At 71.2% G+C, this 25,068-nt stretch carries 22 protein-coding genes and 1 tRNA gene; 14 read left to right on the top strand and 9 right to left on the bottom strand.

The window, feature by feature from the left end; genetic code table 11:
* Nucleotides 1–75: 75 nt before the first annotated feature.
* Both PHZ_RS07035 and PHZ_RS21570 read left to right on the top strand, forming a co-directional pair.
* Nucleotides 76–1,608, top strand: coding sequence for an acyl-CoA carboxylase subunit beta (locus tag PHZ_RS07035; protein WP_041373983.1), 1,533 nt, complete (start codon nt 76–78; stop codon nt 1,606–1,608).
* Between the two features lie 84 nt (nt 1,609–1,692).
* Nucleotides 1,693–3,006: a BON domain-containing protein gene (locus tag PHZ_RS21570; protein ID WP_012521833.1), complete on the top strand. Its 1,314-nt coding sequence runs from the start codon at nt 1,693–1,695 to the stop codon at nt 3,004–3,006.
* A 12-nt stretch (nt 3,007–3,018) separates the two neighbouring features.
* On the opposite strand, the gene PHZ_RS07045 is transcribed toward PHZ_RS21570, so the two are convergent.
* Together PHZ_RS07045 and msrB are read right to left on the bottom strand one after the other, a co-directional pair.
* Complete coding sequence (locus tag PHZ_RS07045; RefSeq protein WP_148216814.1) at nt 3,019–3,816, bottom strand: phytanoyl-CoA dioxygenase family protein; 798 nt, start codon at nt 3,814–3,816, stop codon at nt 3,019–3,021.
* Nucleotides 3,817–3,919: 103 nt separating this feature from the next.
* Nucleotides 3,920–4,408 carry a peptide-methionine (R)-S-oxide reductase MsrB gene (gene msrB, locus PHZ_RS07050; protein ID WP_012521835.1) on the bottom strand — a complete coding sequence of 163 codons (489 nt, stop codon included), beginning with the start codon at nt 4,406–4,408 and terminating at the stop codon, nt 3,920–3,922.
* Nucleotides 4,409–4,506: 98 nt separating this feature from the next.
* Here msrB and PHZ_RS07055 point away from each other — a divergent pair, with 98 nt between their 5' ends.
* Both PHZ_RS07055 and PHZ_RS07060 read left to right on the top strand, forming a co-directional pair.
* Nucleotides 4,507–6,480 (top strand): acetyl-CoA carboxylase biotin carboxylase subunit, encoded by a 1,974-nt coding sequence (locus PHZ_RS07055; protein WP_012521836.1) that lies wholly within the window; start codon nt 4,507–4,509, stop codon nt 6,478–6,480.
* 23 nt (nt 6,481–6,503) lie between these two features.
* Nucleotides 6,504–6,914 (top strand): DUF805 domain-containing protein, encoded by a 411-nt coding sequence (locus PHZ_RS07060; RefSeq protein ID WP_012521837.1) that lies wholly within the window; start codon nt 6,504–6,506, stop codon nt 6,912–6,914.
* Here PHZ_RS07060 and lipB read toward each other — a convergent pair.
* Entirely contained in the window at nt 6,911–7,633 is a 723-nt protein-coding gene (lipB, locus tag PHZ_RS07065; RefSeq protein ID WP_041373308.1) for a lipoyl(octanoyl) transferase LipB, read from the bottom strand. The genes PHZ_RS07060 and lipB overlap by 4 nt on opposite strands.
* Nucleotides 7,634–7,652: 19 nt before the next feature.
* Between lipB and PHZ_RS07070 the strand changes: the two genes are divergently transcribed.
* The 6 genes from PHZ_RS07070 to PHZ_RS07095 all read left to right on the top strand — a co-directional run bounded on the left by PHZ_RS07070 (nt 7,653) and on the right by PHZ_RS07095 (nt 12,700).
* Nucleotides 7,653–7,958: a FliM/FliN family flagellar motor switch protein gene (locus tag PHZ_RS07070; protein WP_221188165.1), complete on the top strand. Its 306-nt coding sequence runs from the start codon at nt 7,653–7,655 to the stop codon at nt 7,956–7,958.
* A gap of 75 nt (nt 7,959–8,033) precedes the next feature.
* Nucleotides 8,034–8,118, top strand: a tRNA-Leu gene (locus PHZ_RS07075).
* 135 nt (nt 8,119–8,253) lie between these two features.
* Entirely contained in the window at nt 8,254–9,684 is a 1,431-nt protein-coding gene (mgtE, locus tag PHZ_RS07080) for a magnesium transporter (protein ID WP_012521840.1), read from the top strand.
* Between the two features lie 71 nt (nt 9,685–9,755).
* Nucleotides 9,756–11,093 (top strand): lysozyme, encoded by a 1,338-nt coding sequence (locus PHZ_RS07085; protein ID WP_012521841.1) that lies wholly within the window; start codon nt 9,756–9,758, stop codon nt 11,091–11,093.
* A 42-nt stretch (nt 11,094–11,135) separates the two neighbouring features.
* Nucleotides 11,136–12,302 (top strand): isovaleryl-CoA dehydrogenase, encoded by a 1,167-nt coding sequence (locus PHZ_RS07090; RefSeq protein ID WP_012521842.1) that lies wholly within the window; start codon nt 11,136–11,138, stop codon nt 12,300–12,302.
* Nucleotides 12,299–12,700, top strand: coding sequence for a DUF3574 domain-containing protein (locus tag PHZ_RS07095; protein ID WP_012521843.1), 402 nt, complete (start codon nt 12,299–12,301; stop codon nt 12,698–12,700). The genes PHZ_RS07090 and PHZ_RS07095 overlap by 4 nt, the downstream gene beginning before the upstream one ends.
* Nucleotides 12,701–12,704: 4 nt before the next feature.
* On the opposite strand, the gene PHZ_RS07100 is transcribed toward PHZ_RS07095, so the two are convergent.
* From PHZ_RS07100 to PHZ_RS07110, 3 genes are all read right to left on the bottom strand, one after another.
* On the bottom strand, nt 12,705–13,493 hold the full coding sequence (locus PHZ_RS07100) for a thioesterase family protein (protein ID WP_012521844.1): 789 nt from the start codon (nt 13,491–13,493) through the stop codon (nt 12,705–12,707).
* Entirely contained in the window at nt 13,490–14,293 is an 804-nt protein-coding gene (locus tag PHZ_RS07105; protein WP_012521845.1) for a helix-turn-helix domain-containing protein, read from the bottom strand. Before PHZ_RS07105 ends, PHZ_RS07100 begins: the two co-directional genes overlap by 4 nt.
* Before the next feature lie 313 nt (nt 14,294–14,606).
* Nucleotides 14,607–16,409 carry a patatin-like phospholipase family protein gene (locus PHZ_RS07110; RefSeq protein WP_012521846.1) on the bottom strand — a complete coding sequence of 601 codons (1,803 nt, stop codon included), beginning with the start codon at nt 16,407–16,409 and terminating at the stop codon, nt 14,607–14,609.
* A gap of 63 nt (nt 16,410–16,472) precedes the next feature.
* Here PHZ_RS07110 and PHZ_RS07115 point away from each other — a divergent pair, with 63 nt between their 5' ends.
* Nucleotides 16,473–17,315, top strand: a complete 843-nt coding sequence (locus tag PHZ_RS07115) for an enoyl-CoA hydratase-related protein (protein ID WP_041373310.1) — start codon at nt 16,473–16,475, stop codon at nt 17,313–17,315.
* A 67-nt stretch (nt 17,316–17,382) separates the two neighbouring features.
* Nucleotides 17,383–17,793, top strand: coding sequence for a DUF1489 domain-containing protein (locus tag PHZ_RS07120; RefSeq protein ID WP_041373311.1), 411 nt, complete (start codon nt 17,383–17,385; stop codon nt 17,791–17,793).
* Between the two features lie 120 nt (nt 17,794–17,913).
* Here the strand turns inward: PHZ_RS07120 and PHZ_RS21575 are convergent, their stop codons facing one another.
* The 3 genes from PHZ_RS21575 to panC all read right to left on the bottom strand — a co-directional run bounded on the left by PHZ_RS21575 (nt 17,914) and on the right by panC (nt 23,662).
* Nucleotides 17,914–20,235 carry a family 16 glycosylhydrolase gene (locus PHZ_RS21575; protein ID WP_012521849.1) on the bottom strand — a complete coding sequence of 774 codons (2,322 nt, stop codon included), beginning with the start codon at nt 20,233–20,235 and terminating at the stop codon, nt 17,914–17,916.
* A 405-nt stretch (nt 20,236–20,640) separates the two neighbouring features.
* Complete coding sequence (locus PHZ_RS07130) at nt 20,641–22,698, bottom strand: family 16 glycosylhydrolase (protein WP_012521850.1); 2,058 nt, start codon at nt 22,696–22,698, stop codon at nt 20,641–20,643.
* Between the two features lie 115 nt (nt 22,699–22,813).
* Complete coding sequence (panC, locus tag PHZ_RS07135) at nt 22,814–23,662, bottom strand: pantoate--beta-alanine ligase (RefSeq protein WP_012521851.1); 849 nt, start codon at nt 23,660–23,662, stop codon at nt 22,814–22,816.
* 140 nt (nt 23,663–23,802) lie between these two features.
* Between panC and PHZ_RS07140 the strand changes: the two genes are divergently transcribed.
* Complete coding sequence (locus PHZ_RS07140) at nt 23,803–24,636, top strand: division plane positioning ATPase MipZ (protein WP_012521852.1); 834 nt, start codon at nt 23,803–23,805, stop codon at nt 24,634–24,636.
* 4 nt (nt 24,637–24,640) lie between these two features.
* Nucleotides 24,641–25,060, top strand: coding sequence for a J domain-containing protein (locus PHZ_RS07145; RefSeq protein ID WP_012521853.1), 420 nt, complete (start codon nt 24,641–24,643; stop codon nt 25,058–25,060).
* The last annotated feature ends 8 nt before the right edge of the window (nt 25,061–25,068 follow it).

Below are 25,068 nucleotides of genomic sequence, written 5' to 3' on the forward strand. Positions count from 1 at the left end.
CGGCTCACCCCGCGTGAGCTTGCGTGGGCGGATGGTCCCGACTACGCCTTCCCCCACTTAGGTGAGGGGTTGTTCGTGAAGCACATCCTGGAAGAGCTCGAGAAGCGCCGCGCCGAAGCCCGGCTGGGCGGGGGCGAGAAGCGGATCGCCGCGCAGCACGCCAAGGGCAAGCTGACCGCGCGCGAGCGGATCGACCTCCTGCTCGACGAGGGCTCGTTCGAGGAGTTCGACATGTTCGTCGAGCACCGCGTCACCGAGTTCGGGATGGAGAAGCAGCGGATCCCCGGCGACGGCGTCGTCACCGGCTGGGGGACCATCAACGGCCGCGTCGTCTACGTCTTCTCCAAGGACTTCACGGTATTCGGCGGCTCGCTGTCGAGCGCCCACGCCGAGAAGATCCTCAAGGTCCAGCGCCAGGCGCTTAAGGTCGGCGCGCCGATCATCGGCCTGTTCGACGCCGGCGGCGCCCGCATCCAGGAGGGCGTGGCGGCCCTGGGCGGCTACGCCGACATCTTCCTCGAGAACACCCTGGCCTCGGGCGTCATCCCGCAGATCAGCGTGATCATGGGCCCCTGCGCCGGCGGCGACGTCTATTCGCCGGCGATCACCGACTTCATCTTCATGGTGAAGGACACCTCGTACATGTACGTGACCGGTCCCGACGTGGTGAAGACGGTCACCCACGAGGAGGTCAGCCACGAGGAGCTGGGCGGCTACCGCGTCCACGCCCTGAAGTCCGGCGTCGCCGACGGCGCGTTCGAGAACGACCTCGAGGCGCTGACCCAGGTGCGCCGCCTGGTGGACTTCCTGCCGCTGTCCAACCGCGAGAAGCCGCCGGTCCGCACGAGCTTCGACGATCCCGAGCGCGAGGAGGCCTCGCTCGACACCCTCGTGCCGGCCAATCCGAACAAGCCCTACGACATGAAGGAGCTGATCCTGAAGGTCGTGGACGAGGCCGACTTCTTCGAGATCAGCCCGGACTTCGCCAAGAACATCGTCGTCGGCTTCGCGCGCATGGACGGCCAGACGGTGGGGATCGTGGCCAACCAGCCCCAGACGCTGGCGGGCGTGCTCGATATCGACGCCAGCCGCAAGGGCGCGCGCTTCGTCCGCTTCTGCGACGCCTTCGAGATCCCGATCGTCACCTTCGTCGACGTGCCGGGCTTCATGCCGGGCACCAAGCAGGAGCAGGGCGGCCTGATCCGTCACGGCGCCAAGCTGCTGTTCGCCTACGCCGAGGCCACGGTGCCGAAGATCACCCTGATCACCCGTAAGGCCTACGGCGGCGCCTACGACGTGATGAGCTCCAAGCACATCCGCGGCGACGTGAACTACGCCTGGCCGACCGCCGAGATCGCGGTCATGGGCTCGAAGGGGGCGGTGGAGATCATCTTCCGCGCCGAGATTGGCGACCCCGACGCCATCGCCGCGCGGGAGGCCGAGTACAAGGCCCGTTTCGCCAATCCGTTCGTCGCCGCCTCGCGGGGCTACATCGACGACGTGATCATGCCCCACGGCACCCGCCGGCGGATCGTGCGGGCGCTCAAGAGCTTGAAGGGCAAGCAGCTCCAGAACCCCTGGAAGAAGCACGACAACATTCCGCTCTGAGACGCGGAACGACCGTCGCCGTCCCTTGTTCTGCCAATGAGGCGGGCGCGCGCCCGCAGGCCCTGCAGAACAGGAGGATTCCCCATGCCCGACCGGTGGATGGACGAGCGCGAACGGCGCTGGCGTGACCGCAGCAACTGGCGCAGCGAGGCCTATGGCCGCGGCGGCGAGGGCGAGCGGCAGACCCGGATCTGGGGCGAGGACCGCACCTGGGGCGGCCCGGCCGACGACGACTACGGCCCGGGGCGCGGCGCCCGCTTCGAAGGCCGCGACCGCGACCGGGTGTTCGGCGAGGAGGATTCCGGCGTCGCCTACAACCGCCCGAACGTGCGTCCCGGCGGAGGCGCGTACGGCGCCGGCGGCGGCTATGGCGGCGGCGAGAGCTACGGGCGCGGCGCGGGCGGCGGCCGCGACTGGCGCGACGAACGTGGCGGCCGCCAGGCCCGCCAGGATCGACCCGCCTGGCAGGACCGCGACTACGGCGGGGTGAGCCCGGCCATGGAGCACGACGAGTACGACGCCGAGCGTGACCGCGAACGCGGCCTGCGCTTCGGGCGGCAGGACTACACGCGCGGCGGCCGCTTCTACGGCGACGACCGCCGCCAGCCGATCTACCGCGAGGAGTGGGGCCAGGGCGCGCCCGAGTACGGCCCGGCTCCGCGCGGCTACGACGCCGGCCGCGAGCGCGGCGGATACGGCTCCGCCTACGGCAACCGCGAGCTCGAGAGCCGCTACGCCCGCGAGATGGGCGGGCGCATGGCTTCGGGGGGCGTCGGCGGCTACGACTTCGAGCGCGGCTACGGCGACGGCGGCCGCGAGCAGGAGCGCGGCGGCTGGGACCGCGACCGCGAGGCCGGGCGGGACCGCTCGGGCGGCGGCTTCTTCCAGAAGGTGACCAGCTGGTTCGGCGACGCCGTCGACGAGGTCCGGCGCGATCTGTCGGGCGAGCGGAGCGGCCAGCGCTACGGCGCCGACTACGGCCGGGAGGCCCGCCGGGAGGCCCCTTGGGAAGATCGCGGCCACCGCGGCCGGGGCCCGAAGGACTACAAGCGCTCGGACGAGCGGATCAGCGACGAGGCCCACGATCGCCTGACCGACGATCCCTGGCTGGACGCCTCGAACATCAACGTCTCGGTGTCGGGCGGAGAGGTGACGCTCTCGGGGACCGTCGAGACGCGCGAGGCCAAGCATCGGGCCGAGCGCCTCGTCGAGGACATCTCCGGCGTCAGCCACGTGCAGAACAACCTGCGCATCGACCAGGGCGGGTTCTTCACCAGCCCCGGCAAGGGCTATGGCGACAGCGTCATGGACGCCCAGATGCGGGACGAGGGCGCGACGGCGGGCGGCAAGTCCGGCGAGGATGCAGCCTCCACCCGCAGCACCACCCGGCGGACCTGAGCCCGCCGGCGGTCAGTAGGCGAACGCCCGGTAGGTTTCGGCCGGCCGGGCGGCCTCGGCCTTGGTCTCGAACACGGGATTGTGCCGCAGCCAGCGGCGCGCCCGCTCGGGAAGGGCGACCAGCACCTCGGCGGGTATGCGGACGTTGACCTCGGGCCGGTGCAGCCACCGGCGCGAGTAGCCGATCACCACCATCGGCCGCGGCGTTCCGGTGCGGTTCGGCGTCCCGCGATGGATGTGCCGCACGTCGCGGACCATCACGTCGCCGCGCGCCATGTAAGCCTTCACCAGCGGGATCTCGCCGCTCTCGACCTTCGCCATGCCTTCGGTCTTGGACAGCATGTGGGTGCCGGGGGCGTACTCCATCGGCCCGTTCTCGTCCGTGACATCCACCAGCGGGAAGTTGACCGCCAGCTGGTAGGGCGGGGTCTCCGCGCCGCTCTCCGGGAACAGCAGTTGAGTGTCGCGGTGCAGCTCCTGGTGCTCGGAACCGGCCAGCGGCGTGTCGCTGGCGAGCTGGCACATCACCCCATCGGCCCCCACCAGCTCCTCCACGACCGCCATGACCGCGTCGTTGTCGATGATCGCCGGATCGGCCCAAAGGTCCTGCAAGGGCAGGGTGACGTAGTAGCGGTGGGCGCCGCGGTTCGGATTGTCCCCCTCGCGGCGGACCGCGGCGGCGAGCAGCGGCCCGAACGCCTCGTTCCAGGCGTCGATGGTCTCGGCGGGGATCAGCCCCTTGAGGACGGTGACGCTGGTTTCGCGTACCTCGTCGGCGTGGGCGCGGGCTTGTTCGGGCGAGAGAGTCATCGGGGGCGTCCGGCTGTGGCGTACGGACGATAGACCCGCGGTCATGGCCACGCTTGGCGGGCGGATCGTCGCAGCCGGCCGCCTATCCACAGGCGCGTGCGGCTCAGGCGCTTTCGAAGTGCGCGTTGTCGCCGCGCCCCAGGGGATCGCGCAGCGGCTGGCCGGTGGGCACGAACTCCAGCGAGACGGAATTGATGCAGTACCGCAGGCGGGTCGGCGGCGGCCCGTCGGGGAAGACGTGGCCCTGGTGGCTGTCGCAGCGGGCGCAGCGCGTCTCGATCCGGACCATGCCGTAGGAGGTGTCGCGCACCCCCTTCACATGCGCCTCGTCGTACGGCGCCCAGAAGGACGGCCAGCCGGTGCCGCTCTCGAACTTGGTCTGATGCCGGAAAAGGGGCAGGGCGCAGAGGCGGCAGCAGTAGACGCCGTCGTCCTTCTGATCGAGCAGGCCGCCGCAGAAGGGCGCCTCGGTGCCGTGGCGCAGCAGCACCTCGGCCTGCTCGCGGGAGAGGCCTGCTTCCAGCCGCTTGCGTTCCTCTGCGTTAGGGGCTGAGAGATCGAATCCGGAGGGGGAGACCGCTGGCGTGCTCATGGACGCCAATCTAAGGTCGCCCCTTCGCGAGCGGAAGACGCGGGAGGCCGATTGCGCCTCCTTTGGCGGCCTGTGGGCTGTAGGGCGTAAGGGACGGAATGTTTTCGAAGATCCTGATTGCGAACCGGGGCGAGATCGCCGTCCGGATCATCAAGACCTGCCGGCGGATGGGGATCGCCACGGTGGTCGTCTACTCCGAGGCCGACGCCGATTCGATGGCGGTGGAGATGGCGGATGAGGCGGTCTTCATCGGCCCGCCCCCGGCGGCCCAGAGCTATCTGCTGCAGGACAAGATCGTGGAGGCGGTGCGCCAGACGGGCGCCGAGGCCGTCCACCCGGGATTCGGCTTCCTGTCCGAGAACGCGTCCTTCGCCCGCCGGCTGGCCGCCGAGAACATCGTCTTCATCGGCCCCAATCCCCAGGCCATCGAGGCCATGGGCGACAAGATCGAGTCCAAGAAGTTCGCCGCCAAGGCCGGCGTCTCGACGGTGCCGGGCCACGTGGGCGAGATCGACGACACGGGCCACGCCATCCGCATCTCCGAGGAGATCGGCTATCCGGTGATGATCAAGGCCTCGGCCGGGGGCGGGGGCAAGGGCATCCGCGTCGCCTGGAGCCGGCAGGACGTGGAGGAAGGATTTCCCGCCGTCCGCGCCGAGGCCAAGGCCAGCTTCGGCGACGACCGCATCTTCATCGAGAAGTTCATCGAGAGCCCGCGCCACGTCGAGATCCAGGTGCTGGGGGACAAGCACGGCAACGTCGTCCACCTGTTCGAGCGCGAGTGCTCGATCCAGCGCCGCAACCAGAAGGTCGTCGAGGAGGCTCCCAGCCCGCTGCTGGACGAGAAGACCCGCAAGGCGATGGGCGACCAGGCCGTCGCCCTGGCCAAGGCCGTAGGCTACGACAGCGCCGGCACCGTCGAGTTCGTGGCGGGCCAGGACCGCAGCTTCTTTTTCCTCGAGATGAACACCCGCCTGCAGGTGGAGCATCCGGTGACCGAGCTGATCACCGGGGTGGACCTGGTCGAGCAGATGATCCGCGTGGCCGCCGGCGAGACGCTGCCCTTCGCCCAGGACGACCTGAAGATCGACGGCTGGGCCATGGAAAGCCGGATTTACGCCGAGGACCCGTACCGCGGCTTCCTGCCCTCGATCGGCCGTCTCGTCCGCTACGACCCGCCGACCGAGGGGCCGGTGAAGGAGGGGATCGTCCGCAACGACGCCGGCGTGCGCGAGGGGGACGAGATCTCGATGTTCTACGATCCGATGATCTCGAAGCTGTCCACTTGGGGGAAGACCCGCGACGCGGCCATCGACGCCATGGGTCGGGCCCTCGAGGACTTCCACATCGAGGGCCTGGGCCACAACATCCCGTTCCTGGCGGCGGTGATGGACCAGGACCGCTTCCGGTCGGGCAAGCTGTCGACGAACTACATCAAGGACGAGTTCCCGGACGGCTTCCACGGACTCGAGCCCACGGAGGCCCAGCGCGACCTCATGGGGGCCGTGGCCGTCGCCATGCACCGCACGCTGGTGGCCCGGCAGGCGCCCGCGCTCGCCCGCGACGAGTGGATCGAGGTGGTCGGACACGAGAAGCGCCCCGTGCGGGTGCGCTCCGAGAGCGAGGCCCTCGTGGTCGAGAGGCCGGGACGCGACACCCGGCTGACAGACATCGACTGGCGGCCGGGCCGACCGCTGTTCCGCGGCAAGGTGGACGGCGAGCCCTTCACCGCGACGGTCAAGCCGGCCGCCGAGGGCTTCGTGATCCGCCACCGCGCCGCCCAGGCCCACGTGCTGGTGCTGACGCCGCGCTCGGCCGAGCTGCACGAGAAGCTGCCGCCGAAGAAGGCGGCCGACACCTCCAAGATGGTGCTCTCGCCGATGCCGGGTCTGGTCGTCTCGATCGACGTGGCGACCGGCCAGGAGGTCAAGACCGGCGAGGTCGTCGCCGTCCTCGAGGCCATGAAGATGCAGAACATCATCCGCGCCGAGCGCGACGGGGTGGTGAAGGCGGTCGGCGCCAAGCCGGGCGACAGCGTCGCGGCCGACGAGGTTCTGGTAGAGTTCGCCTAAGGGAATCGCCAGGCGGGGGCGCCATGAACGGCCAGACGGGCTTCGGGGAGCTTTTCCTCTCGGCGAACGGGCGGGCGTCGCGCCTGCCGTCGACCCTGGCGGCGGCGGCGCTGCTGACGCTGGCGGCGCTCTACGAGGCGGCGGTCGAGGACCCGATCCCCCGCCTGCTGACCGGCGTGGTGGTCTATCCGGTGCTGATCTACTGCGGCGCCTGCGTGCTGTCGAAGCGGCTGCACGACCGCGGCCGGTCGGGCTGGTGGGCGGCGCTGATCCTGGTCTCGATCATCGCCTGCTGGCCGCATCCCATCGGCTTCTTCGACTTCCTGTTCTTCCTGGTGCTGGTCTGGGCCGGCGTCGAGCTGGCCGTCATGCCGGGCGAGCCGGGCGCCAACCGCTACGGGCCCAATCCCCTGCGGCCGCTGGCGCCTGCCTAGAACGGCGCGGCGGCGTCCTCGACCTCGCCGAACACCCGCCGGAAGCTCGCCTTCAGGGCCGCGTCGGCCTCGTCCAACGTCACCGGCAGGCCGAGGTCCACGAGGCTAGTGACCCCGTGCTCGGTCACGCCGCAGGGCACGATGCCGGAGAAATGCGAGAGGTCCGGCTCCACGTTCAGCGCAATCCCGTGGAACGACACCCAGCGGCGCAGCTTCACGCCGATGGCGGCGATCTTGTCCTCGCGCGGGGGGACGCCCGGCGCGCGCCGCTCGACCCAGACGCCTACGCGGCCCTCGCGGATTTCGCCCCGGACGTTGAAGGCGTCGAGCGCGCCGATCACCCAGGCCTCCAGGGCGCCGACGAAGGCGCGCACGTCGCGCCCGCGCTTCGTCAGGTCCAGCATGACGTAGGCCACCCGCTGTCCCGGGCCGTGGTAGGTGAATTGGCCGCCGCGGCCGCTCTCGAAGACGGGGAATCGCCCGGCGTCCAGCAGGTCGGCGGGCTTGGCCGAGACGCCCGCGGTGTAGAGCGGCGGATGCTCAAGCAGCCACACCAGTTCGCCGGCGCTCCCCTCGGCGATGGCCGCGGCGCGGGCCTCCATCGCCGCCACGGCGGCGGGATAGTCCACGAGGCCCGTCGAGACGGCCCAGCCGGCCGGCCGGTCGTCGTCCCGCCCGAACATGGGGGCGGCCGCCGAATTTAACGCGTGGTCAAGCATGTTCCCGCCAATGTGGGCGCTGGGGCCGCTTCGCGCAAAGCCCCTCGTGCCCCTCGCGTGGAGTGATCCGTCGGTGTCCCAGGTCAAGGCTGTCAACGTCGAGATCCAGGTCGTCCTGGGCCGGGCGAGCCTGCCCATGCAGCAGCTGCTGCGGATGGGGCGCGGCGCGGTGATCCCGCTGGACGCCACGGTCAACGAGGAGGTCTGGATCCTCGCCAACAACCACCCCGTGGCCCGGGGCGAGATCCAGATCAGCGACGACAAAATCGCCATCGCCGTCACCCGCGAGGCGAACGTCTACGACTACATGGCCGGCGGCGCCTGAACCCGCCCCGCGCTTATCAACGCGCGGGCCTTCACAAAGCATCCGGCGTTTGCTACCTGCCGCGCCTCACCACGAGCGGTCGTGGCGGAATTGGTAGACGCGCAGCGTTGAGGTCGCTGTGGGGCAACCCGTGGAAGTTCGAGTCTTCTCGACCGCACCATCCTGCTTCGCCCCCTAGGGCTTCGCAGGCGACGTGAGGCGGCGTCGGGGGCAGGGCCCCTCGACCACGCCAGTGAATCAGGCTTTTCAACGAGGCACGAGCCAGTCCGTCCGAACCATAGCCAGGGAGGTCCGCATGAGCCGTGAAACGGACGACCTCGCCGAGCTCAAGGACAGCGCCCTCCTCGACACCGACGAAGACCTGGAAGATCTCGCCCTCGGCGAGGACTATGCCCTCAATCCCGAGTTCGTCTCGGACGTGATCGACGCGCTCGACCGCGGCGACGCCGAGCGCCTGCGCGAGCTGCTCGGCGCGCTGCACCCGGCCGACGTGGCGGACCTGATGGGCTTCCTCTCGGCCGACGCGCGCGAGGAGCTGGTCCCTCACCTCGATCCAGAGACCCTGGCCGAGATCCTGTCCGAGCTGGACACCGAGATCCGCGAGGAGGTGCTTGAGCACGTCCCGTCCGCCACCCTCGCCAAGGCCATCGGCGAGATGGAATCGGACGACGCGGCCGACGTCGTGGACGACCTGGAGGCGGACAAGCGCGCCCAGGTGCTGGCGGCCATGCCCGAGGTGGAGCGCGCCACCATCGAGGCTTCGCTGGCCTACAAGGACGAGACCGCCGGCCGCCTGATGCAGCGCGAGGTGGTGGCCGCGCCCCAGTTCTGGACCGTCGGCCAGGCCATCGACCACTTCCGCCGCGAGGTGGACGACCTGCCCGAGCTGTTCTTCGACATCTATGTCGTGGACCCCAGCTACAAGCCGGTCGGCGCGGTGCCGGTCAGCCAGCTGCTGCGCTCGAAGCGCGACGTGCCCCTGGCCCAGATCATGGAGCAGGTGACGGAAATCCCGGTCGACATGGACCAGGAGGAAGTCGCCTACATCTTCGACAAGTACCACCTGATCTCGGCGCCGGTGGTCGAACCGGGCGGACGGCTCGTGGGCCAGATCACCGTCGACGACATCGTCGGGGTCATCCAGGAGGAGGGCGAGGAGGACATCCTGGCCCTCGCCGGCGTGTCGGACGCCGGCCGGGACGCGGACGTCCTGGGCATGGTCCGCTCGCGCCTGCCGTGGCTGCTGCTCAACACCGTAACCGCCGCGATCGCCGCCAGCGTGATCGGCGCGTTCGAGGGCGAGATCGAGAAACTGGCCATCCTGGCGGCCCTGATGCCCGTGGTGGCCTCGCTCGGCGGCAACGCCGGCACCCAGACGCTGGCGGTGGCGGTCCGCGCCCTGGCGAGCCGCGAGCTCTCGGCGATCAACGCGATCCGCACCGTCAGCCGCGAGATGGTGGTGGGCCTGGCCAACGGCGCGGCTCTGGCGGCTCTCACCGGGGGCGTGATCTACGCGCTGTTCGGCGACCTACGCCTGACGCTGGCGTTCGGCGCGGCGCTGATGATCAACATGTTCGTCGCCGCCCTGGCCGGGGCCGCCATTCCCCTGGCGCTGGACCGCATGGGCCGCGACCCGGCGGTCTCCTCGGTGGTGTTCGTGACGTTCGTAACGGATTTCACAGGCTTCTTCGCCTTCCTGGGACTCGCGGCGCTCATTCTGCTGTAAGTGGTCCCTAAGTTGCGGCGGGGGGCCACAGGCGCCGTCCGCCTGTGCCGTTTTGGGTCAAATTCGGGGCCATGAGTCCGCGTCACCGCGTCTCCCGGAACGCCATCGAGCTGATCAAGCGGTTCGAAGGCTACCGCCGCAAGGCCGCCCAGCTGCCCGACGGGCGCTGGACGATCGGCTACGGCCACACGCTGACCGCGCGGGAAGGGGCCGAGGTCTCGGAAGAGGACGCCGAGGCGCTGCTCATCTACGACCTGATCGCGGTGGCCCACGCCGTGAACGAGCACGCCCTCGTCCCGCTCACCCAGAACCAGTTCGACGCCCTCTGCAGCTTCGCGTTCAACCTCGGGCTCGATGCGTTCCGCACCTCGCAGGTGCTGAAGCGGCTCAACGCCGGCGAGACGGTGCAGGCCGCCTGCGCCATGGAGCTGTGGCGCAAGGCCGAGTTCCAGGGCCAGCGGATCGTGCTGGACGCCCTCGTTCGCCGCCGCTCGGCCGAGAAGGCGCTGTTCCTGACCCCGCCGGGGGACGCCTGGGTCCCGGCGCCGTCGCCGGTGCTGCGCCCGCTGGTGGACCTGGACGTCCGCGAGCTGATCCCGTCCGAGGCGCCGACCGAACTCGTGGCCTCGCTGGAGGGCGATCGGGTCGTCGTCAGCCGCGACGGCGAGCCGCTGGCCGTGCCGCCGCCGATCGAGGACGAGACGCCGGGCGGGGCGGTCCGCGCCGCCGCCGAGGCGGTGACCGCGCGCCTGCAGACCATCTTCCCCGAGAACGAACCGGAACCGGCGCCCGAGCCTCCCGCCGAGCCGGAAGCGGCCGAGCCTCACGAGGTGCGCCCGCAGGCCGATTTCGCGCCGCCGATCACCACCCTGGCCGACGGCGCGGACGAGGCTGAGACGACCGCGCCGCCGACCGTCACGACCTATCCGCAGGAGCCCGCAGCGCCCGAAGCGGCGCCTGAATGGTCCGAGGTCCCGCCCGAGGCCCCGGAGCGCCCCGAGGAGTTCCCCGAGGAGTTCCCCGAGGAGATCCCGGAGGAGATTCCGGAGGGCGCCCTGGAGGCTCCCGCGCCGGCCAACGACGCCAGTCTGGTCCTCGACGCTCCGTTCGAGGGGCGGCGGATCGTGATCGACGACATGGCGGTGCACGAGTTCATCCCCGCCCGTGTCGCCCCGCTGCCGCGCAGGAAGGAGGGCGGCCTGTTCGCCGAGGTCGCCCTGGCGCTGCTGGGTCTGGCCTTCTTTGGGTTCGGCATCTTCTGGGGCCTGAACGCCCGGGCCGGGGCGGTCGCGGCCTTCCCGAATCCGCTGCTGGTCGCCTGGGCGGCGGGGGTCGCCGGCGTGGGCTTCTTCGTGGTCGCCGTCTACCGCCTGCTGGAGCGCCTGGGCCGCCTGACCGAGCGGGACTAGCCGCTCTCGCACCCTTGGGCGACGCATGGTAACGCATCGCCCATGATCCCGAACCACGGACCCACCCTCGAATTCGGCCTCGGCGAGAGCGCGGACATGATCCGCGAGACGACGGCCCGCTTCGCCCAGGATAGGATCGCGCCGCTCGCGGCCGAGATCGACCAGACCAACAGCTTCCCGCGCGAGCTCTGGCCTCAGATGGGCGAGCTCGGCCTGCATGGGATCACCGTCGAGGAGGAATTCGGCGGCCTCGGCCTGGGCTACCTCGAGCACGTGGTGGCGATGGAGGAGGTCTCCCGCGCCTCGGCGTCGATCGGCCTGTCCTACGGCGCGCATTCGAACCTGTGCGTGAACCAGCTGCGCCGCTGGGGCACCGAGGAGCAGAAGCGCCGCTACCTGCCCAAGCTGATCTCGGGCGAGCATGTGGGCGCGCTCGCCATGAGCGAGGCCGGCTCGGGCTCGGACGTGGTCTCGATGCGCCTGCGCGCCGAGAAGAAGGGCGACCGCTACGTCCTGAACGGCACGAAGTTCTGGATCACCAACGCGCCCCACGCCGACACCCTGGTGGTCTACGCCAAGACCGACCCGGACGCCGACAGCCGCGGCATCACCGCCTTCCTGATCGAGAAGGACTTCAAGGGGTTCCGCGTCTCGCAGAAGCTGGACAAGATGGGCATGCGAGGCTCCGACACCGGCGAGCTGGTGTTCGAGGACTGCGAGGTCCCGGAAGAGAACGTCATGGGCCCGCTGAACGGCGGCGTGGGCGTGCTGATGAGCGGCCTCGACTACGAGCGCGCGGTGCTCGCCGCCGGGCCGCTGGGCATTATGCAGGCCTGCATGGACGTGGTCCTGCCGTACGTCCGCGAGCGCAAGCAGTTCGGCAAGCCGATCGGCTCGTTCCAGCTGATGCAGGGCAAGATCGCCGACATGTACGTCGCGCTCAATTCGGCGCGGGCCTACGTCTATGCGGTGGCCAAAGCGTGCGACGCCGGCATGACCACCCGTTTCGACGCCGCGGGCGCGATCCTGATGGCCAGCGAGAACGCGGTGAAGGTGGCCCTGGAGGCCATCCAGGCCCTGGGCGGGGCGGGCTACACTAAGGAGTACCCCGTCGAGCGCATGCTCCGTGACGCCAAGCTGTACGACATCGGCGCCGGCACCAACGAGATCCGCCGGTTCCTGATCGGGCGGGAGCTGCTGGGCGGATGAGGACGGCGGGAGTCCTGTTGGCGCTGGGGCTGGGGCTGGCGGGCTGCGCCACCGCGCCGCCGCCCGCCTGCCCGCCGGGCCAGGAGCACCTGCGCACCGCCCAGCTCTTCCTGGGCGGTGGCCGGCAAGGCCGCGCGCTGTCCCAGGACGAGATGGCGGCCTTCGTCGAGCAGGAGATCACCCCGCGGTTCGCCTCGGGCGTCACCGTGCTGGAGGGCGGGCGCCAGTGGCGGGGCCCCGAGAACCAGCTGATCCGCGAAGCGCAGAAGGTCGTGCTGATCGTCCTGCCGGCGAACGGCGCGCCCAAGCGGCTGGAGGCGGTGCGCGAGGCCTACAAGACCCGCTTCCAGCGCGACAGCGTCGTGGTGGTGACCCAAGCCGCCTGCGTGGCCTCGTAAGGGCTCAGCGCTTCTCGACCACCAGGCTCTGCTGGGCGATCCCGAAATAGCCGTCGGCGTCGGCGAGCCGCGTCATGGCCAGGCCTCCGCCATCCGTCGAGATCCAGCTCTGGGCATTGGACAGGATCCATTCGCCGCGCGGCGGCCGCGCCAGGCTGACGGTCAGGTCGCCGTTGATGTAGGTCCAGTCCTCGAACGGCAGGACCGAGGAGATGCCGTTCGAGAAGTCCGCCACCGCCGCGGCCCGCATGGCCGGCGAGAGGGCGTGGCCCGCGACGGTCGGCCGGTGCTGGCGGAACCAGCAGACGCCGGGCCCGTACTCGCCGAACCCGCCGCGCACCCGCCGCAGCTCGAAGTTGGCCCCGAAGTTGTTCGGCGTGCCGCTGCGCATCGGCAGGTCGGCGCAGGCCTCGGGCCGGGGCTCGTCGAGCGGCGGCAGGAAGTCCCCGTCGGTGGGGATGTCGGCCATGCGGACCTTCAGCGCCATGCCGCGGGTCACCTCGACGCCGCCGGCCGACAGCCGGACCTGCACCAGCTGGATCTTGCGGCCCTGTCGGACGACCTCGGTCTCGATGGCCAGCGCGGCGACGGGCACGGGCCGCAGCAGGTCGATGGTCAGGCGCGCGATCCGCATCGGAGCGGGGGCCTCCACCTGCTCGGCCGCCCAGGCGATCAGCGCCGACGGCGCACCGCCGTGCATCAGGCCCGGATCCCAGGGGCCGGCGGCCCAGGGGGTGGCGCGCGCGGTCGCGTGCGGAGGCGCGCCCTCCACCTCGAACACGGCGTCGGTCATGCGCTGGTCCGGGCGGCGTGGGCCTGGGCCAGCGCCTCGGCGGTGGCGGGATCGGCCGGGAAGAAGGTCTCGAGCGTCAGCTCGGAAAGGGTGATGTCCACGGCCGAGCCGAATACCGTGGTCGTGCTCCAGAAGGAAAGCAGTCTCTCGCCGGCCATGAGCTGGTACGGCGTGGCCACCAGGCCCAGGTCCTCGCCGCGCCGGTCGCTGGCGGGCGCGGGCGGGTAGCCTCGGACCTCCTCGAGCAGCGCGGCGAGCCCGTCGTCGGCGGTGAGGTCGAGCTGGCGGCGCAGGCGCTCGATCAGGTGCGCCCGCCACTCGGCGAGGTTGGCCGTGCGGGAGGCGAGTCCCCTCGGATGCAGGGCGAGGCGCACCACGTTCACCGGCTCGGCCAGCAGCTCGGGCGCGACGCCTTCCAGCAGCGGGGCCACGGCGGCGTTGGCGGCCACCAGGTTCCAGCGCAGGTCGACCGCGAGGGCGGGGTAGGGCTCGTGCCCCTTGAGGATCACCTCGACGGCGCGCCGCGCCTGGGCCAGGCCGGGGTCCGCCAGCGGCCGTTCGGGGAACACGGGGGCGAAGCCGGCGGCGACGAGAATGACGTTCCGCTCGCGCAGCGGGATCTCCAGCTGGTCGGCCAGCCGCAGCACCATCTCGCGGCTGGGCTGGGCCCGGCCGGTCTCCAGGAAGCTCAGGTGACGCGTGGAGATCTCGGCCTCGAGCGCCAGGTCCAGCTGGCTCATTCGCCGCCGCTGGCGCCAGGCGCGGATGTGCTCTCCCACAGGCTTGCCCGTCCCGATCATGGCCCGAGCCTAGCCGCGGGCCGCGCCGTGGGTCCATGACCTGCGAGGTAACGGAGGCGTCGTGGGTCCCGCCCCACATGCGAAGGGCCGCCCCTCGTCGGGGCGGCCCTTCCATAGTCGGTCCGCAGTGCGGGTTCCGAACCTGTTGCCGAAGCAATGACTTAGGCGCGGACCTCAAACGCGGAGGCCCAGGTCACGGTCACCGAACTACGGGTGGAACTATGAGACACTGGATCACCTCCTTTCAGCTGTTGAACAGGACGGGCAGCAATATGGGCGGTGGTTGGTTGCTCGGCAAACGCAGCCGTCAGCGCTATTCCGCCGCAGCCGTCCGCGCCCCGCCGAAGGGCGCCAGGCGCGCGCGCTCGGCCTCCTCCGCCAGCGAGGCGCGGCGGCGCAGCTCGGTCACCGGCCGCGTGAGCTTGGAAAGGGCGTCCCGGGTCGCCTGGTAGCCCGCCTCCACGGCGCGGTCGTAGGCCTTCCAGTCCCGGATCTCGATGCCCGCGACCTCGGGCAGGACGAGCACGTCCGTCGCCTCGCGCGCCGCCGCCAGGTCCCGGCCGGTCGAGACGGTGGCCGTGCGCATCAGCAGCGAGACGATCGGCGGGCCGTTGCGCCACTCGCCGGTGCGGAACCAGCGCCAGACCGAGGCGGGGCGGGCGACGTCGTCGGCGGTGATGCTGCGCGCGGTGGTCACGTCGACGCCGACGATGGGCCCGAGCTGTCCCGCCCGCATGACGTCGGCCGGGAAGTTCTTCATCACCGCCCCGTCCACCAGCACGTCGGCGCCGTCGGTGGCGGGCGGCAGCACGCCAGGCAGGGCGATGCTGGCCCTGAGCGCCTTCCTCAGCAGGCCGCGGCGGTGGAGGTGGTAGGCGCCGGTCGTCAGGTTCGAGGAGACGCAGAAGAACGGCAGCCAGAGGTCGGAGATCTGCACGTCGCCGAAATGCTGGGCCAGCCGCTCGCTGACCTTCAGCCCGTGGGTCATGGCCAGGATCGGGAAGGCGATGTCGTCCAGGGGGCTGGTGTCGACGAAGGCCTCGCGGATGCGCCGGTCCATCTCGGCGTCGTCCCAGCCCATGGCGACGCCGGCGGCGATGATCGCGCCCATGGAGACGCCGCCCACGAAGTCGATCGGCGCCCCGTGCTCGCGCAGCGCCCGGATCGCGCCCACGTGGGCGTAGGCCCGGGCCCCGCCGCCCGACAGCACGAGCCCCACCGACTGGCCGGTGAGCACACGCGCCAGCCGGCGCACGTCCTCGTCCGTGGATCGGCGCAGGTGGAAGAGCCGGGTGGCCCCGATGGCGTCCAGCCAGGCCTCGGAGCCGCGGGGCCGCAGGGTCCCGGCCGGTTGCAGCAGGATGAGGTCCACGAGCTGCTGGGCCTCGAGCGGGGAGGCGACCAGCCCGGCGGGATCCCCGCGCGGCGGGCGCCGGTCGCCCCGGCCCACCCGGAACAGGCGGTCCACCTGGCGCGCCACGACGTGCCGCCAGCCGCCGTCGTCCGCCTCGGCCACGTAGAGCACGAAGTCGTGCGCGCGCTCGACCTCGGAGAACCATTCGGTCGGGGCGCTGGCGGCTTCCACGCCCACGGTCGTCACCGAATAGCCCAGGCGGCCGATCTCGCGCTCCAGGCGCTCGACCGTGGGCCGCAGGGCGCCCGGCTGGCCCACGGGCGTGAACCCGAACACCGACGGCTCGCCCATCGGCCCCCGGCTCGCCGCCTGGCGGGTCCTGAGGATCATCAGCCGGGCGAGTTCGGTCATCACCGAGGCGTCCGCCTGGCAGGCGTCGAGGAAGACGTCGCGCGGCAGGGCGATCACCTCGGAATCGCGCAGGGCCACGACGTCGGCCGAGTGCGGTACGCCCGCCACCAGCGCCATCTCGCCGGCCGGCTCCCCCGGGCGGATCACCCCGAGGAACTGCGGCTCCTGGCCCGCCTCGCGCCGGAAGGCGCCGAGCCGTCCGGCCCTCAGGATGAACAGCTGGTCGGCCGGATCGCCCGCCGCGTAGAGGGTCTGGCCGCCGGGCAGCGAGAACCAGATCGCCGCCTCGCGGGCGCGTTCCTGGCGGAAGAGCCGGGCGAGCGCAGAATCGGCCGGGATTTCAGGCAGCATGGGGGAGCCTAGCGCCGCGGCGCGCCGGGGGCTATCAGCTTGCCGGAAGAGGAGTGAGACCGAATGCCCAATCCCATCGCCGACCCGCTCGTCGAAGGCGTCGACGTCAGCGCCACCTCCGGCCTCGTGCGGCTGGACTCCACGGCCGAGGGCGTGGTGGTCGTCACCCTCAACCGGCCCCAGCGGAAGAACGCCTTCGACGCCGACCTGATCTCGGCGATGGAGGAGGCCTTTTCGACCCTGCACGCGCAGGAGCACGTGCGGGTGGTGTTCGTGCGTGGCGCGGGCGGGATGTTCAGCGCCGGCGCCGACCTGGAGTGGATGCGCGCCGCCGCCGACCGCTCCGAGGCCGACAACCGCGACGACGCCTTCCAGATGGCCAAGATGCTGAAGGCGCTGTGGGACATCCCGGCGCTGACGGTGGCCCTGGTGGAGGGCGGGGCGTTCGGCGGCGGCGCGGGCGTCGCGGCCGCGTGCGACCTGGCGATCGCCACGGCGGACGCGAAGTTCAGCTTCTCCGAGGTCCGGCTGGGCCTGGTGCCGGCCACCATCAGTCCGTACGTCGTCCAGGCGATCGGCCCGCGCGCCGCCCGCGGCCTGTTCGCCACGGCGCGCACCTTCGACGCCGCCTACGCCGAGAAGATCGGCCTCGTCACCGAGGTGGTGGCCGACGCGGCCGAGCTGAACAAGGCCATGGACCGGGTGATCGACCACATCCTCTCGTGCGCGCCGGGCGCCGTGGCCGACTCCAAGCGGCTGGTGCACGACGTCTACGGCCACCGGATCGATCACGGCCTGATGGACATGACCGCCCACCGCATCGCCGCCGCCCGCGTCGGCGAGGAAGGGCAGGAGGGCGTCCGCGCCTTCCTCGAGCGGCGCAAGCCGTCCTGGGCCCAAGGCTGACGGACGCGGCGGCCTGAGGCGGGCCGCCGCACTTTCCAAGGACCGCGCCGGGCCGTAATCCCAGGGCATGGCGCTGCACATGATCAAGCTGGTGGTCGGCTGCGACACCGTCGAGGACCTGCTCGACTGGCGGCGCGCCCACGCCCGCGCGGGCGAGCCCTGGATCCTGCGCACCCGGCAGACGCCCAAGCGCGCCGCCGAGATGCTGGACGGCGGCTCTGTCTACCGGGTCTTCCGCGGGAACATCCTCTGCCGCCAGCGCATCCTCGGCATCGAGACGGTGGGGGAGGGCGTGACCGCCCGCTGCCAGGTGACCCTGGACGAGGCCATCGTGCGGGTGGCGCCGACGCCCCGGCGCGCCTTCCAGGGCTGGCGCTATCTCGATCACAAGGACGCCCCGCCCGATCTCGACGAGGAGGCGTTCGGGGAGATTCCCCCCGAGCTGGCCCGCCAGCTACGCGAGGCCGGCGCCTGGTGATGCGCATGGAAAAGGGCCCCCTCCCGTCGGAGAGGGCCCTTCGCGTCAGGACCGGCCGGCCGGTCCCGCCGCTCAGCGCCGGCCTCCCTCGGACGGGAGGGACGCCGGCGTGATCTCGTCCTAGATGATCCAGTCCGTGGCCTTCACCTCGGCGGCCGAGACCTTCTCCAGCGTGGTCACGAAGGTCCCCCACTGGTCGCCCGCGGCGGCGCCGTCGGTGTCGAAGTAGACCCAGGTGTCGCCCTGGCCGTTGTCGATCAGCTTCACGTAGCCGTCGGCGACGGGGTTCGAGCCTGTGTAGCCGGCCGCGTCGAGCAGGCCGCTCACGTCCAGCTTGTCCACGCCGGCCTCGAAGTCGGTCACCTTGGAGGCGTTCCAGGGCAGGTTGTCGAACACGAAGCGGTCTGCTCCGGCGCCGCCGGTCATGACGTCGGGGCCGTAGCCGGCGTTCAGGGTGTCGGCCCCGTCGCCGCCGGTCAGCTCGGCGCCCCACCGGTCGGAGACCAGCTCCACGCCCGGCGCGGCCGGCGCGGGAGCCTCGGCCGCAGGCGCTTCGCCCGAGCCCAGCAGAGCGTCCGCCGTCAGCCCTTCGGCCGGCACGCCCATGAGGTGCGCGACGTAGAGGGGCCACTCGCCGCCGAAGCCGTCGGGATCGACGCAGACCTTGGTCCCGCCTGCACCGTCGTCGAACAGCCACAGCCGGCCGTCGGCGACGGGATCGGCGCCGCTGTAGCCGTCCATCAGGGCCGACAGGTCCAGCTTGTCCACGCCGACCTGGAAGTCCTGGATCTCGGTCGGCGACCAGGGGAAGGTCTTGAAGACGAAGACGTCGCCGCCCGCACCGCCGGTCATCAGCTCGCCGCCGTTGCCGGCCGTGAGCGTGTCGGCGCCGGCGCCGCCGGTCATCACGTCGCCGAACGCCTGCGAGGTCAGGGTGACCCCGTCGCCGGAGGCGGGCGGGACCGGAATCTCGCCGGTCGGCGGCGTGGACGTCGGAGGCGTGGAAGCCGGCGGCTCGACGGGGGGTTGGCTGCCCGTGCCGTCGCCCAGCGCATAGGCGCGGATGTAGTCGATCTTGAACTCGGCCGGCAGCGCCGCGCCGTCGATGGCCCCGCCCCAGCCGCCGAGGGCCAGGTTGGCGATCATGAACATGGGCTTGTTCATGTCGGCCGGGGTCGCCGAGCGGAACACTTCGACGTTGTCGAGGTACCAGACGATCTCGGTGGGGGTCCACATGGCCCCGTAGGTGTGGAAGCCGTCGGCGGTGTCGGGAACGTACGAGAGCTGGCCGTCGGCGGAGTGGCCGCCCAGGCTCGAGTGCTGGGTCGTCCACAGGCCGTTGGGATCGGACGTCAGGGTCTCCATCACGTCCAGCTCGGGCGGCCAGGAGCCGTCGGCCGGGATCAGCCAGAAGGCCGGCCAGGCGCCCGCCGCGCTGGGGATGTCGGCCCGCATCTCGAAGTAGCCGTAGGTCTGGCTGAAGGTCTCCTTCGTGGTGATCATCCCCGAGGTGTAGCCGTAGCCGAAGATCTCGCCGTTGGTGCTGGGCTTGGCCCAGATCGACAGGGTGCCGTCGGCGTTGTTCACGAACGGGCTCTCGGCGAAATCGCCATCGTGGCCGCGGAAGTACGGCGAGGTGTAGATCTGCTTCTCGTCGTTGCTGATCAGGGTGTACGAGCCCGTGCCCTGTTCCCCCTGGTAGCCGAAGTCCGGCCGCCACAGGCCCGTCGGGTTGCTCTGGGCGTCCCAGAGCGACAGCGGGCCGGAGAACTCGTCGCCGAAGGTCTTGGCGCCGAGGGTGGAGGCGTCCAGCTCGAGCTGGAAGTTGGCGGCGGTGAACTGTCCGACCGTGACGCCCCGGAACACGAGGCCGTCGCCGCCGCCCAGGTCCAGCTTCACGTCCGCGCCGTCCTGGCTCATGCGGGCCTTGACCTGCTCGAAGCTGGAGAGGCCGGCCTTGAGGCGCAGCTTGTCCTCGCCGACGTTGAAGTCCTGGATGACGTCGTTGCCTTCGCCCTTCACCACGACGAAGACGTCGGCGCCGGCGCCGCCGATCAGGATGTCCTGGCCGAAGCCGCCGTAGATCTGCTGCGAGCCGCCCTGGCCCTCGATGATGTTGTCCAGTGCGTTGCCCGCGCCGTAGATGCCGTCGTTGCCGACGGTCAGGTTCTCGATGTGCGGGTGGTCGGCCAGCTTGACGCTCGACCAGGCGACGATCCTGTCCACGCCGCCGCCGGCGGCCTCGACGATCGTCGTGTTATGTCCCTGCAGGTAGTAGGTGTCGTCGCCGGCGCCCCCGGCGCCCTTGTCGCCCTGGCCCAGCCACAGCGAATCCCGGCCAGCCGTGCCGGTGATGGTTTCCGCGGCGTTCGAGCCGAAGAAGTCGGCGGCGGGCGCGAGCGTCTGCGCGGCGGCCGAGCCGTCGTACTTGAAAAGCGACATCAGTAGGTCTTCCCGTCCGAAGTGTTGTGGCGGCCCCGACGCCGCCGTCGTCTGCGAAGCCCGTCCGCGTCGCAGCACCGGGAAAGTGGAAGGGAAGACGGTTTATGTCGTCTTGCGGTTTGTCACAGGTTGACTCGGTTGCAATTCGCGTTTCGCAGCAACCTGCACGCGTAGACTGATAGAGTTGCGGCGTATGAAATGGTCAAGCTTGCTGACTAAGTTGCTATCGACGCGCCACTTTTTCGGAAACAAGCGCTGCCTTATTGCGTCGACGGTTCGAGTAATGGTGAAGCTTGTTCTTGGCCCGGATCGTAGCTCTACTGTGGCGCCTTGCCGCAGTGGCGCTGTGGCCGCCTGCCGCATGCGACCCGTGCGACGCCTGCGGCAGGTGGTCTCGAATCGGCCTCAGGCGGCGAAGATCCAGCCCTCCGGCAGGGCGTAGGCGGACACCCCGACCAGTACGATGGCGTCGCCCGCGCCCAGGGTGACGACGGTGTCGGCGCCCACCTGGCTGACGCTCCAGGGCGTTCCGGCCAGGACCTGCACGCGATCGCCCTCGGCCGCATTGAAGTCGAGGATCCGGTCCAGGCCCGCCCCCTGGAAGCTGTGGAACACGTCGGCCCCGGCGCCGCCCGAGAGCGTGTCATCGCCCCGGTCGCCGGCGATGAAGTCGTCGCCGTCCCCGCCCTGGATCAGGTCGTGACCCTGGCCGCCGCGCACGACGTCATTCCCGGCGCCGCCGTCGAGGGTGTCGTTCCCGAGGTTGCCCAGGACCGCATCGCCCCCGTCCTCGCCGAAGAGGCGGTCGTTCCCCTGGCCGCCCACCACCCAATCGCCGCCGCCGCCGCCGTAGATGGTGTCCTCGCCCCAGTTGCCGTGTGTGTCGTCGAAGCTGTCGCCGCCGTAGATCAGGTCGGCGCCGTCGCCGCCGCGCAGGGTGTCCGATCCCCCGCCGCCCTGCAGGGTGTCGGCCGCCCCGCCGCCCTGCAGGAAGGAGCCCTCGGCCGGGGCGACAAGGTTCAGGCCGCCGTATCCTCCGCCGGACGAGGGCGGGGCGGCCGGCGCATCGCCCAGCGCATAGGCGCGGATGTAGTCGATCCTGAACTCGGCCGGCAGCGCCGCGCCGTCGATGGCCCCGCCCCAGCCGCCGAGGGCCAGGTTGGCGATCATGAACATCGGCTTGTGCATGTCGGCCGGGGTCGCCGAGCGGAACACCTCGACGTTGTCCACGTACCAGACGATTTCGCCCGGCCCCCACAGCGCCCCGTAGGTGTGGAAGCCGTCGGCGGTGTCGGGCGTGTAGTTCAGCTGTCCGCTAGAGGCGTGGCCGCCGATGGAGGAGTGCTGCGTCGTCCAGGTCCCGCGCGGATCGTGGGTGAGCGCCTCCATGACGTCCAGCTCCGGCGGCCAGGAGCCGTCGGCCGGCAGCAGCCAGAAGGCCGGCCAGGCGCCCGCGGCGTCCGGCAGGTCCGCCCGCATCTCGAAGTAGCCGTAGGTCTGGGCGAAGCTGGGCTTGGTCGAGATCAGGCCCGAGGTGTAGCCGTATCCGAAGATCTCCGGGTTCGCGCTCGCCCGGGCGGTGATCGTGAGCACGCCGCCGGCCTGCGAGAAGGGCGTCTCGGCGAAGTCGCCGTTGTGGTCGCGAAAATACGGCGAGGTGTAGATCTGCTTCTCGTCGTTGCTGACGAGGGTGTAGCTGCCGACCCCCTGAGGCCCCTGGTAGCCGTAGTCGGGGCGCCAGACCCCGCCCGGATTGCTCTCCGGATCCCAGAGGGAGAGGGCGCCCGAGAACTCGTCGCCGAAGGTGCGGGCGCCCAGCGCCGCCGGGTCGAGCTCCAGCTGGAAATTGGCCGCGGTCAGCTGGCCCGCGGACAGGTTGCGGAAGATCAGGCCGTCGCCGCCCCCGAGGTCGAGCTTCACGTCCGTCCCCGCCTGGGAGAGCCTGGCCTGGACCTGCGCGAAGCTGGAGAGCCCGGCCTTCAGCCGCACCTTGTCCTCGGCGGCGTTGAAGTCCTGGATGACGTCATTGCCTTCGCCGCGATGGACGATGAAGACGTCGGCGCCGGCGCCGCCGATCAGGACGTCCTGGCCGAAGCCGCCGTAGACCTGCTGGCCGCCCGGGCCGCCCTCGACGATGTTGTCCAGCGCATTGCCGGCCGCGTAGAGCCGGTCCCCGGAAACGGAGAGGTTCTCCACATAGGGATGGTCGGCGAGCGTCACGCTGTGCCAGGCGGTGATCTTGTCCACGCCGCCGGCCGGGCCCTCGACCACACGGTCCAGCCGCGACTTCAGCCAATAGGAATCGTCGCCGGCGCCGCCGCTCATCACGTCGGCGGGACCGCCCCAGAACCCCTCGGCCGCGGACGTCCCGCTCAGGACGTCGGCGCCGGGCGTGCCGTAGAACTGCACCACCGGCGCGGCGGTCTCGACGGCCACCGAGCCGTCGTACTTGAAGAAGGCCATGAACTTCGATCCCGACTCCCGGCGAGCCCTTCGCCGGCGCGCGGGAGCCTAGAGGTGCGGCGGGCCGCAGCCCTCCGGCGCCGATTGTCGTGCGGCGAGGGGCCGCGGGAGGCCTCTAGACGGCCATGTTGTCGATCAGCCGGGTCCGTCCGAGGACGGCGGCCGCCAGGAGGCGGGCGGGACGGTCCACCGGGCCGGGTCCGAGGCGCGAGAGGTCGCCGGCGTCGCGCACCTCCACATAGTCGATCCGCCCGAAGCCGGCCGCCGCGAGCGCCTCGGCCGCGCGCGCCTCGACCGCCGCTACGGCCTCGCCGGCGTTCAGGGCGGCGATCGCCTCGCGCATCACCTGGTTCAGCCGCGCCGCCACCGGCCGCTCCTCGGCGGCGAGGTAGGCGTTGCGCGAGGAGAGGGCGAGGCCGTCGTCGGCCCGCGCGGTCGGGCCGCCCACGATCTCCACGGGCATGTCGAGGTCGCGGACCAGGCGCCGGATCACCTGGAGCTGCTGGTAGTCCTTCTCGCCGAAGACCGCGACGTCGGCCTGGACCTGGTTGAGCAGCTTGGTCACCACGGTGGCGACGCCCGTGAAGTGGCCCGGCCGCGCCTGACCGTCCAGCGGCTCTGAGACGCCGGCCACGGTGACGGTGGTCGCGAAGCCCTCGGGGTACATCTCGGCCAGGGTCGGGGCGAACAGCAGGTCGCAGCCGGCGCTCGCCAGGAGGGCGGCGTCGCGCGCCTCGTCCCGGGGGTAGGCGTCGAAGTCCTCGTTCGGGGCGAACTGGGTCGGATTGACGAATACGCTCGCCACCACCCGCTGCGCCCTGGTCCGGGCCAGGCGCACCAGCGACAGGTGGCCCTCGTGCAGCGCGCCCATGGTGGGGACGAAGCCTACCCGCTCTCCGCCGGCCTTCCAGGCGGCGACCCGGGCGCGGAGCTCGGCGACGGTGCGGACGATCGGCAGCGGCATGGCCGGGCTTATGGCGAGGGGCGGGGCCCAAGTCCATCCACAGCCCGCGATGATCCGCGCGTTGACGGCGCTCGGCGGCGCGGGCTCACGTAGCATAGGTGAGTCGGTTAACGACTCTTGGGCTGTGGGAGCTGAGGGGCATGGGCCAGGCCAGCGTTATCGTGGTCGGCAACGAAAAGGGCGGTGCGGGCAAGTCCACCATCGCCATCCACATCGCGACCGCGCTGCTGCACGGCGGAGCGAAGGTCGCGGTGCTCGACCTGGATCTGCGCCAGCAGACCCTGGGCCGGTTCTTCGCGAACCGTCGCGCCTGGCTGGCGGCGAACGGGGCCGAGGCGCCCATGCCGGTCGAGCACGCCATCAGCTCGGCGGGGGACGCGCTGGCCAAGGCGCCCGACGCCGAGCAGCTCGCGCGCTTCGAGGCCGCCTTCGCCGAGGTGGCGGGGGAGGCTGACTTTGTGCTGATCGACACGCCCGGCAGCGACACGGCGATCAGCCGGGCCGCTCACGGCCTCGCCGACCTCATCGTCACCCCGATGAACGACAGCTTCGTCGACTTCGACATGCTGGGTCAGGTCGACCCGGTGACGCTCGAGCTGAAGCGCCACAGCCTCTATTCCGAGACCGTGTGGAACAGCCGCAAGGAGCGGGCGACCCGCACCGGCAAGCAGATCGACTGGGTGGTGCTGCGCAACCGTCTGGCCCCGACCGAAGCCCGCAACCGCAAGCGCCTGGACGAGCGGGTCACGGCGCTTTCCCGCAAGGTCGGCTTCCGCGTCGGCCCCGGCCTGCGCGACCGGGTGATCTACCGCGAGCTCTTCCCGTTCGGCCTGACGGTGGCAGACCTGTCGCCGGCGATCCGCCCCGTGGCCATGTCGCTGCAGCACGTGGCCGCGCGGCAGGAACTGCGGGCGCTGATGAGCGCGCTCGGCTTCACGGGTCTGGACGAGAGCGAGAGGATGGCGGCGGAATAGCCGGATGCTCGGCTATCTCGCCCTGGGGTTCCTGCTCCTGGGCCTGTTCCTCTTCGCATCGCGCGGCAAGCCCGTCCTGAAGCGCCGCGAGTGGCGGTTCCTGTCGGCCGCGGCGGCGGTGGTCTGCTTCGCCGGCGCCGCCTACGCGGGCGTCCGCGGCGGCTGGGGCCTGGCGATCGTGCTGGTGGTCGTGGGGCTGGGCTTCGCGGTCTCGACGCGCCGCACGGGCGCGGCGCCCGCGCCGTCGGCCCGCATGTCCGCCGCCGAGGCTCGCCGGATCCTGGGGGTGGAGGAGGGCGCTTCTCCGGCCGAGATCCAGGCGGCCTACACCCGGCTGATGCGCCTGGCCCACCCCGACAAGGGCGGCACGGCGGGCCTGGCGGCCCAGCTCAACGTCGCCCGGGACCGGCTGCTGGGCCGCTGACCCCACAG

Source organism: Phenylobacterium zucineum HLK1, assembly GCF_000017265.1.
Classification (GTDB): domain Bacteria; phylum Pseudomonadota; class Alphaproteobacteria; order Caulobacterales; family Caulobacteraceae; genus Phenylobacterium; species Phenylobacterium zucineum.

Bases quoted from the DNA above. Each gene is read 5' to 3' on its own strand.
- PHZ_RS21570 (WP_012521833.1), top strand. From the start codon at position 1,693: ATGCCCGACCGGTGGATGGACGAGCGCGAACGGCGCTGGCGTGACCGC.
- PHZ_RS07045 (WP_148216814.1), bottom strand. From the start codon at position 3,816: ATGACTCTCTCGCCCGAACAAGCCCGCGCCCACGCCGACGAGGTACGC.
- msrB (WP_012521835.1), bottom strand. From the start codon at position 4,408: ATGAGCACGCCAGCGGTCTCCCCCTCCGGATTCGATCTCTCAGCCCCT.
- PHZ_RS07055 (WP_012521836.1), top strand. From the start codon at position 4,507: ATGTTTTCGAAGATCCTGATTGCGAACCGGGGCGAGATCGCCGTCCGG.
- PHZ_RS07060 (WP_012521837.1), top strand. From the start codon at position 6,504: ATGAACGGCCAGACGGGCTTCGGGGAGCTTTTCCTCTCGGCGAACGGG.
- lipB (WP_041373308.1), bottom strand. From the start codon at position 7,633: ATGCTTGACCACGCGTTAAATTCGGCGGCCGCCCCCATGTTCGGGCGG.
- mgtE (WP_012521840.1), top strand. From the start codon at position 8,254: ATGAGCCGTGAAACGGACGACCTCGCCGAGCTCAAGGACAGCGCCCTC.
- PHZ_RS07085 (WP_012521841.1), top strand. From the start codon at position 9,756: ATGAGTCCGCGTCACCGCGTCTCCCGGAACGCCATCGAGCTGATCAAG.
- PHZ_RS07090 (WP_012521842.1), top strand. From the start codon at position 11,136: ATGATCCCGAACCACGGACCCACCCTCGAATTCGGCCTCGGCGAGAGC.
- PHZ_RS07095 (WP_012521843.1), top strand. From the start codon at position 12,299: ATGAGGACGGCGGGAGTCCTGTTGGCGCTGGGGCTGGGGCTGGCGGGC.
- PHZ_RS07100 (WP_012521844.1), bottom strand. From the start codon at position 13,493: ATGACCGACGCCGTGTTCGAGGTGGAGGGCGCGCCTCCGCACGCGACC.
- PHZ_RS07105 (WP_012521845.1), bottom strand. From the start codon at position 14,293: ATGATCGGGACGGGCAAGCCTGTGGGAGAGCACATCCGCGCCTGGCGC.
- PHZ_RS07110 (WP_012521846.1), bottom strand. From the start codon at position 16,409: ATGCTGCCTGAAATCCCGGCCGATTCTGCGCTCGCCCGGCTCTTCCGC.
- PHZ_RS07115 (WP_041373310.1), top strand. From the start codon at position 16,473: ATGCCCAATCCCATCGCCGACCCGCTCGTCGAAGGCGTCGACGTCAGC.
- PHZ_RS07120 (WP_041373311.1), top strand. From the start codon at position 17,383: ATGGCGCTGCACATGATCAAGCTGGTGGTCGGCTGCGACACCGTCGAG.
- PHZ_RS21575 (WP_012521849.1), bottom strand. From the start codon at position 20,235: ATGTCGCTTTTCAAGTACGACGGCTCGGCCGCCGCGCAGACGCTCGCG.
- PHZ_RS07130 (WP_012521850.1), bottom strand. From the start codon at position 22,698: ATGGCCTTCTTCAAGTACGACGGCTCGGTGGCCGTCGAGACCGCCGCG.
- panC (WP_012521851.1), bottom strand. From the start codon at position 23,662: ATGCCGCTGCCGATCGTCCGCACCGTCGCCGAGCTCCGCGCCCGGGTC.
- PHZ_RS07140 (WP_012521852.1), top strand. From the start codon at position 23,803: ATGGGCCAGGCCAGCGTTATCGTGGTCGGCAACGAAAAGGGCGGTGCG.
- PHZ_RS07145 (WP_012521853.1), top strand. From the start codon at position 24,641: ATGCTCGGCTATCTCGCCCTGGGGTTCCTGCTCCTGGGCCTGTTCCTC.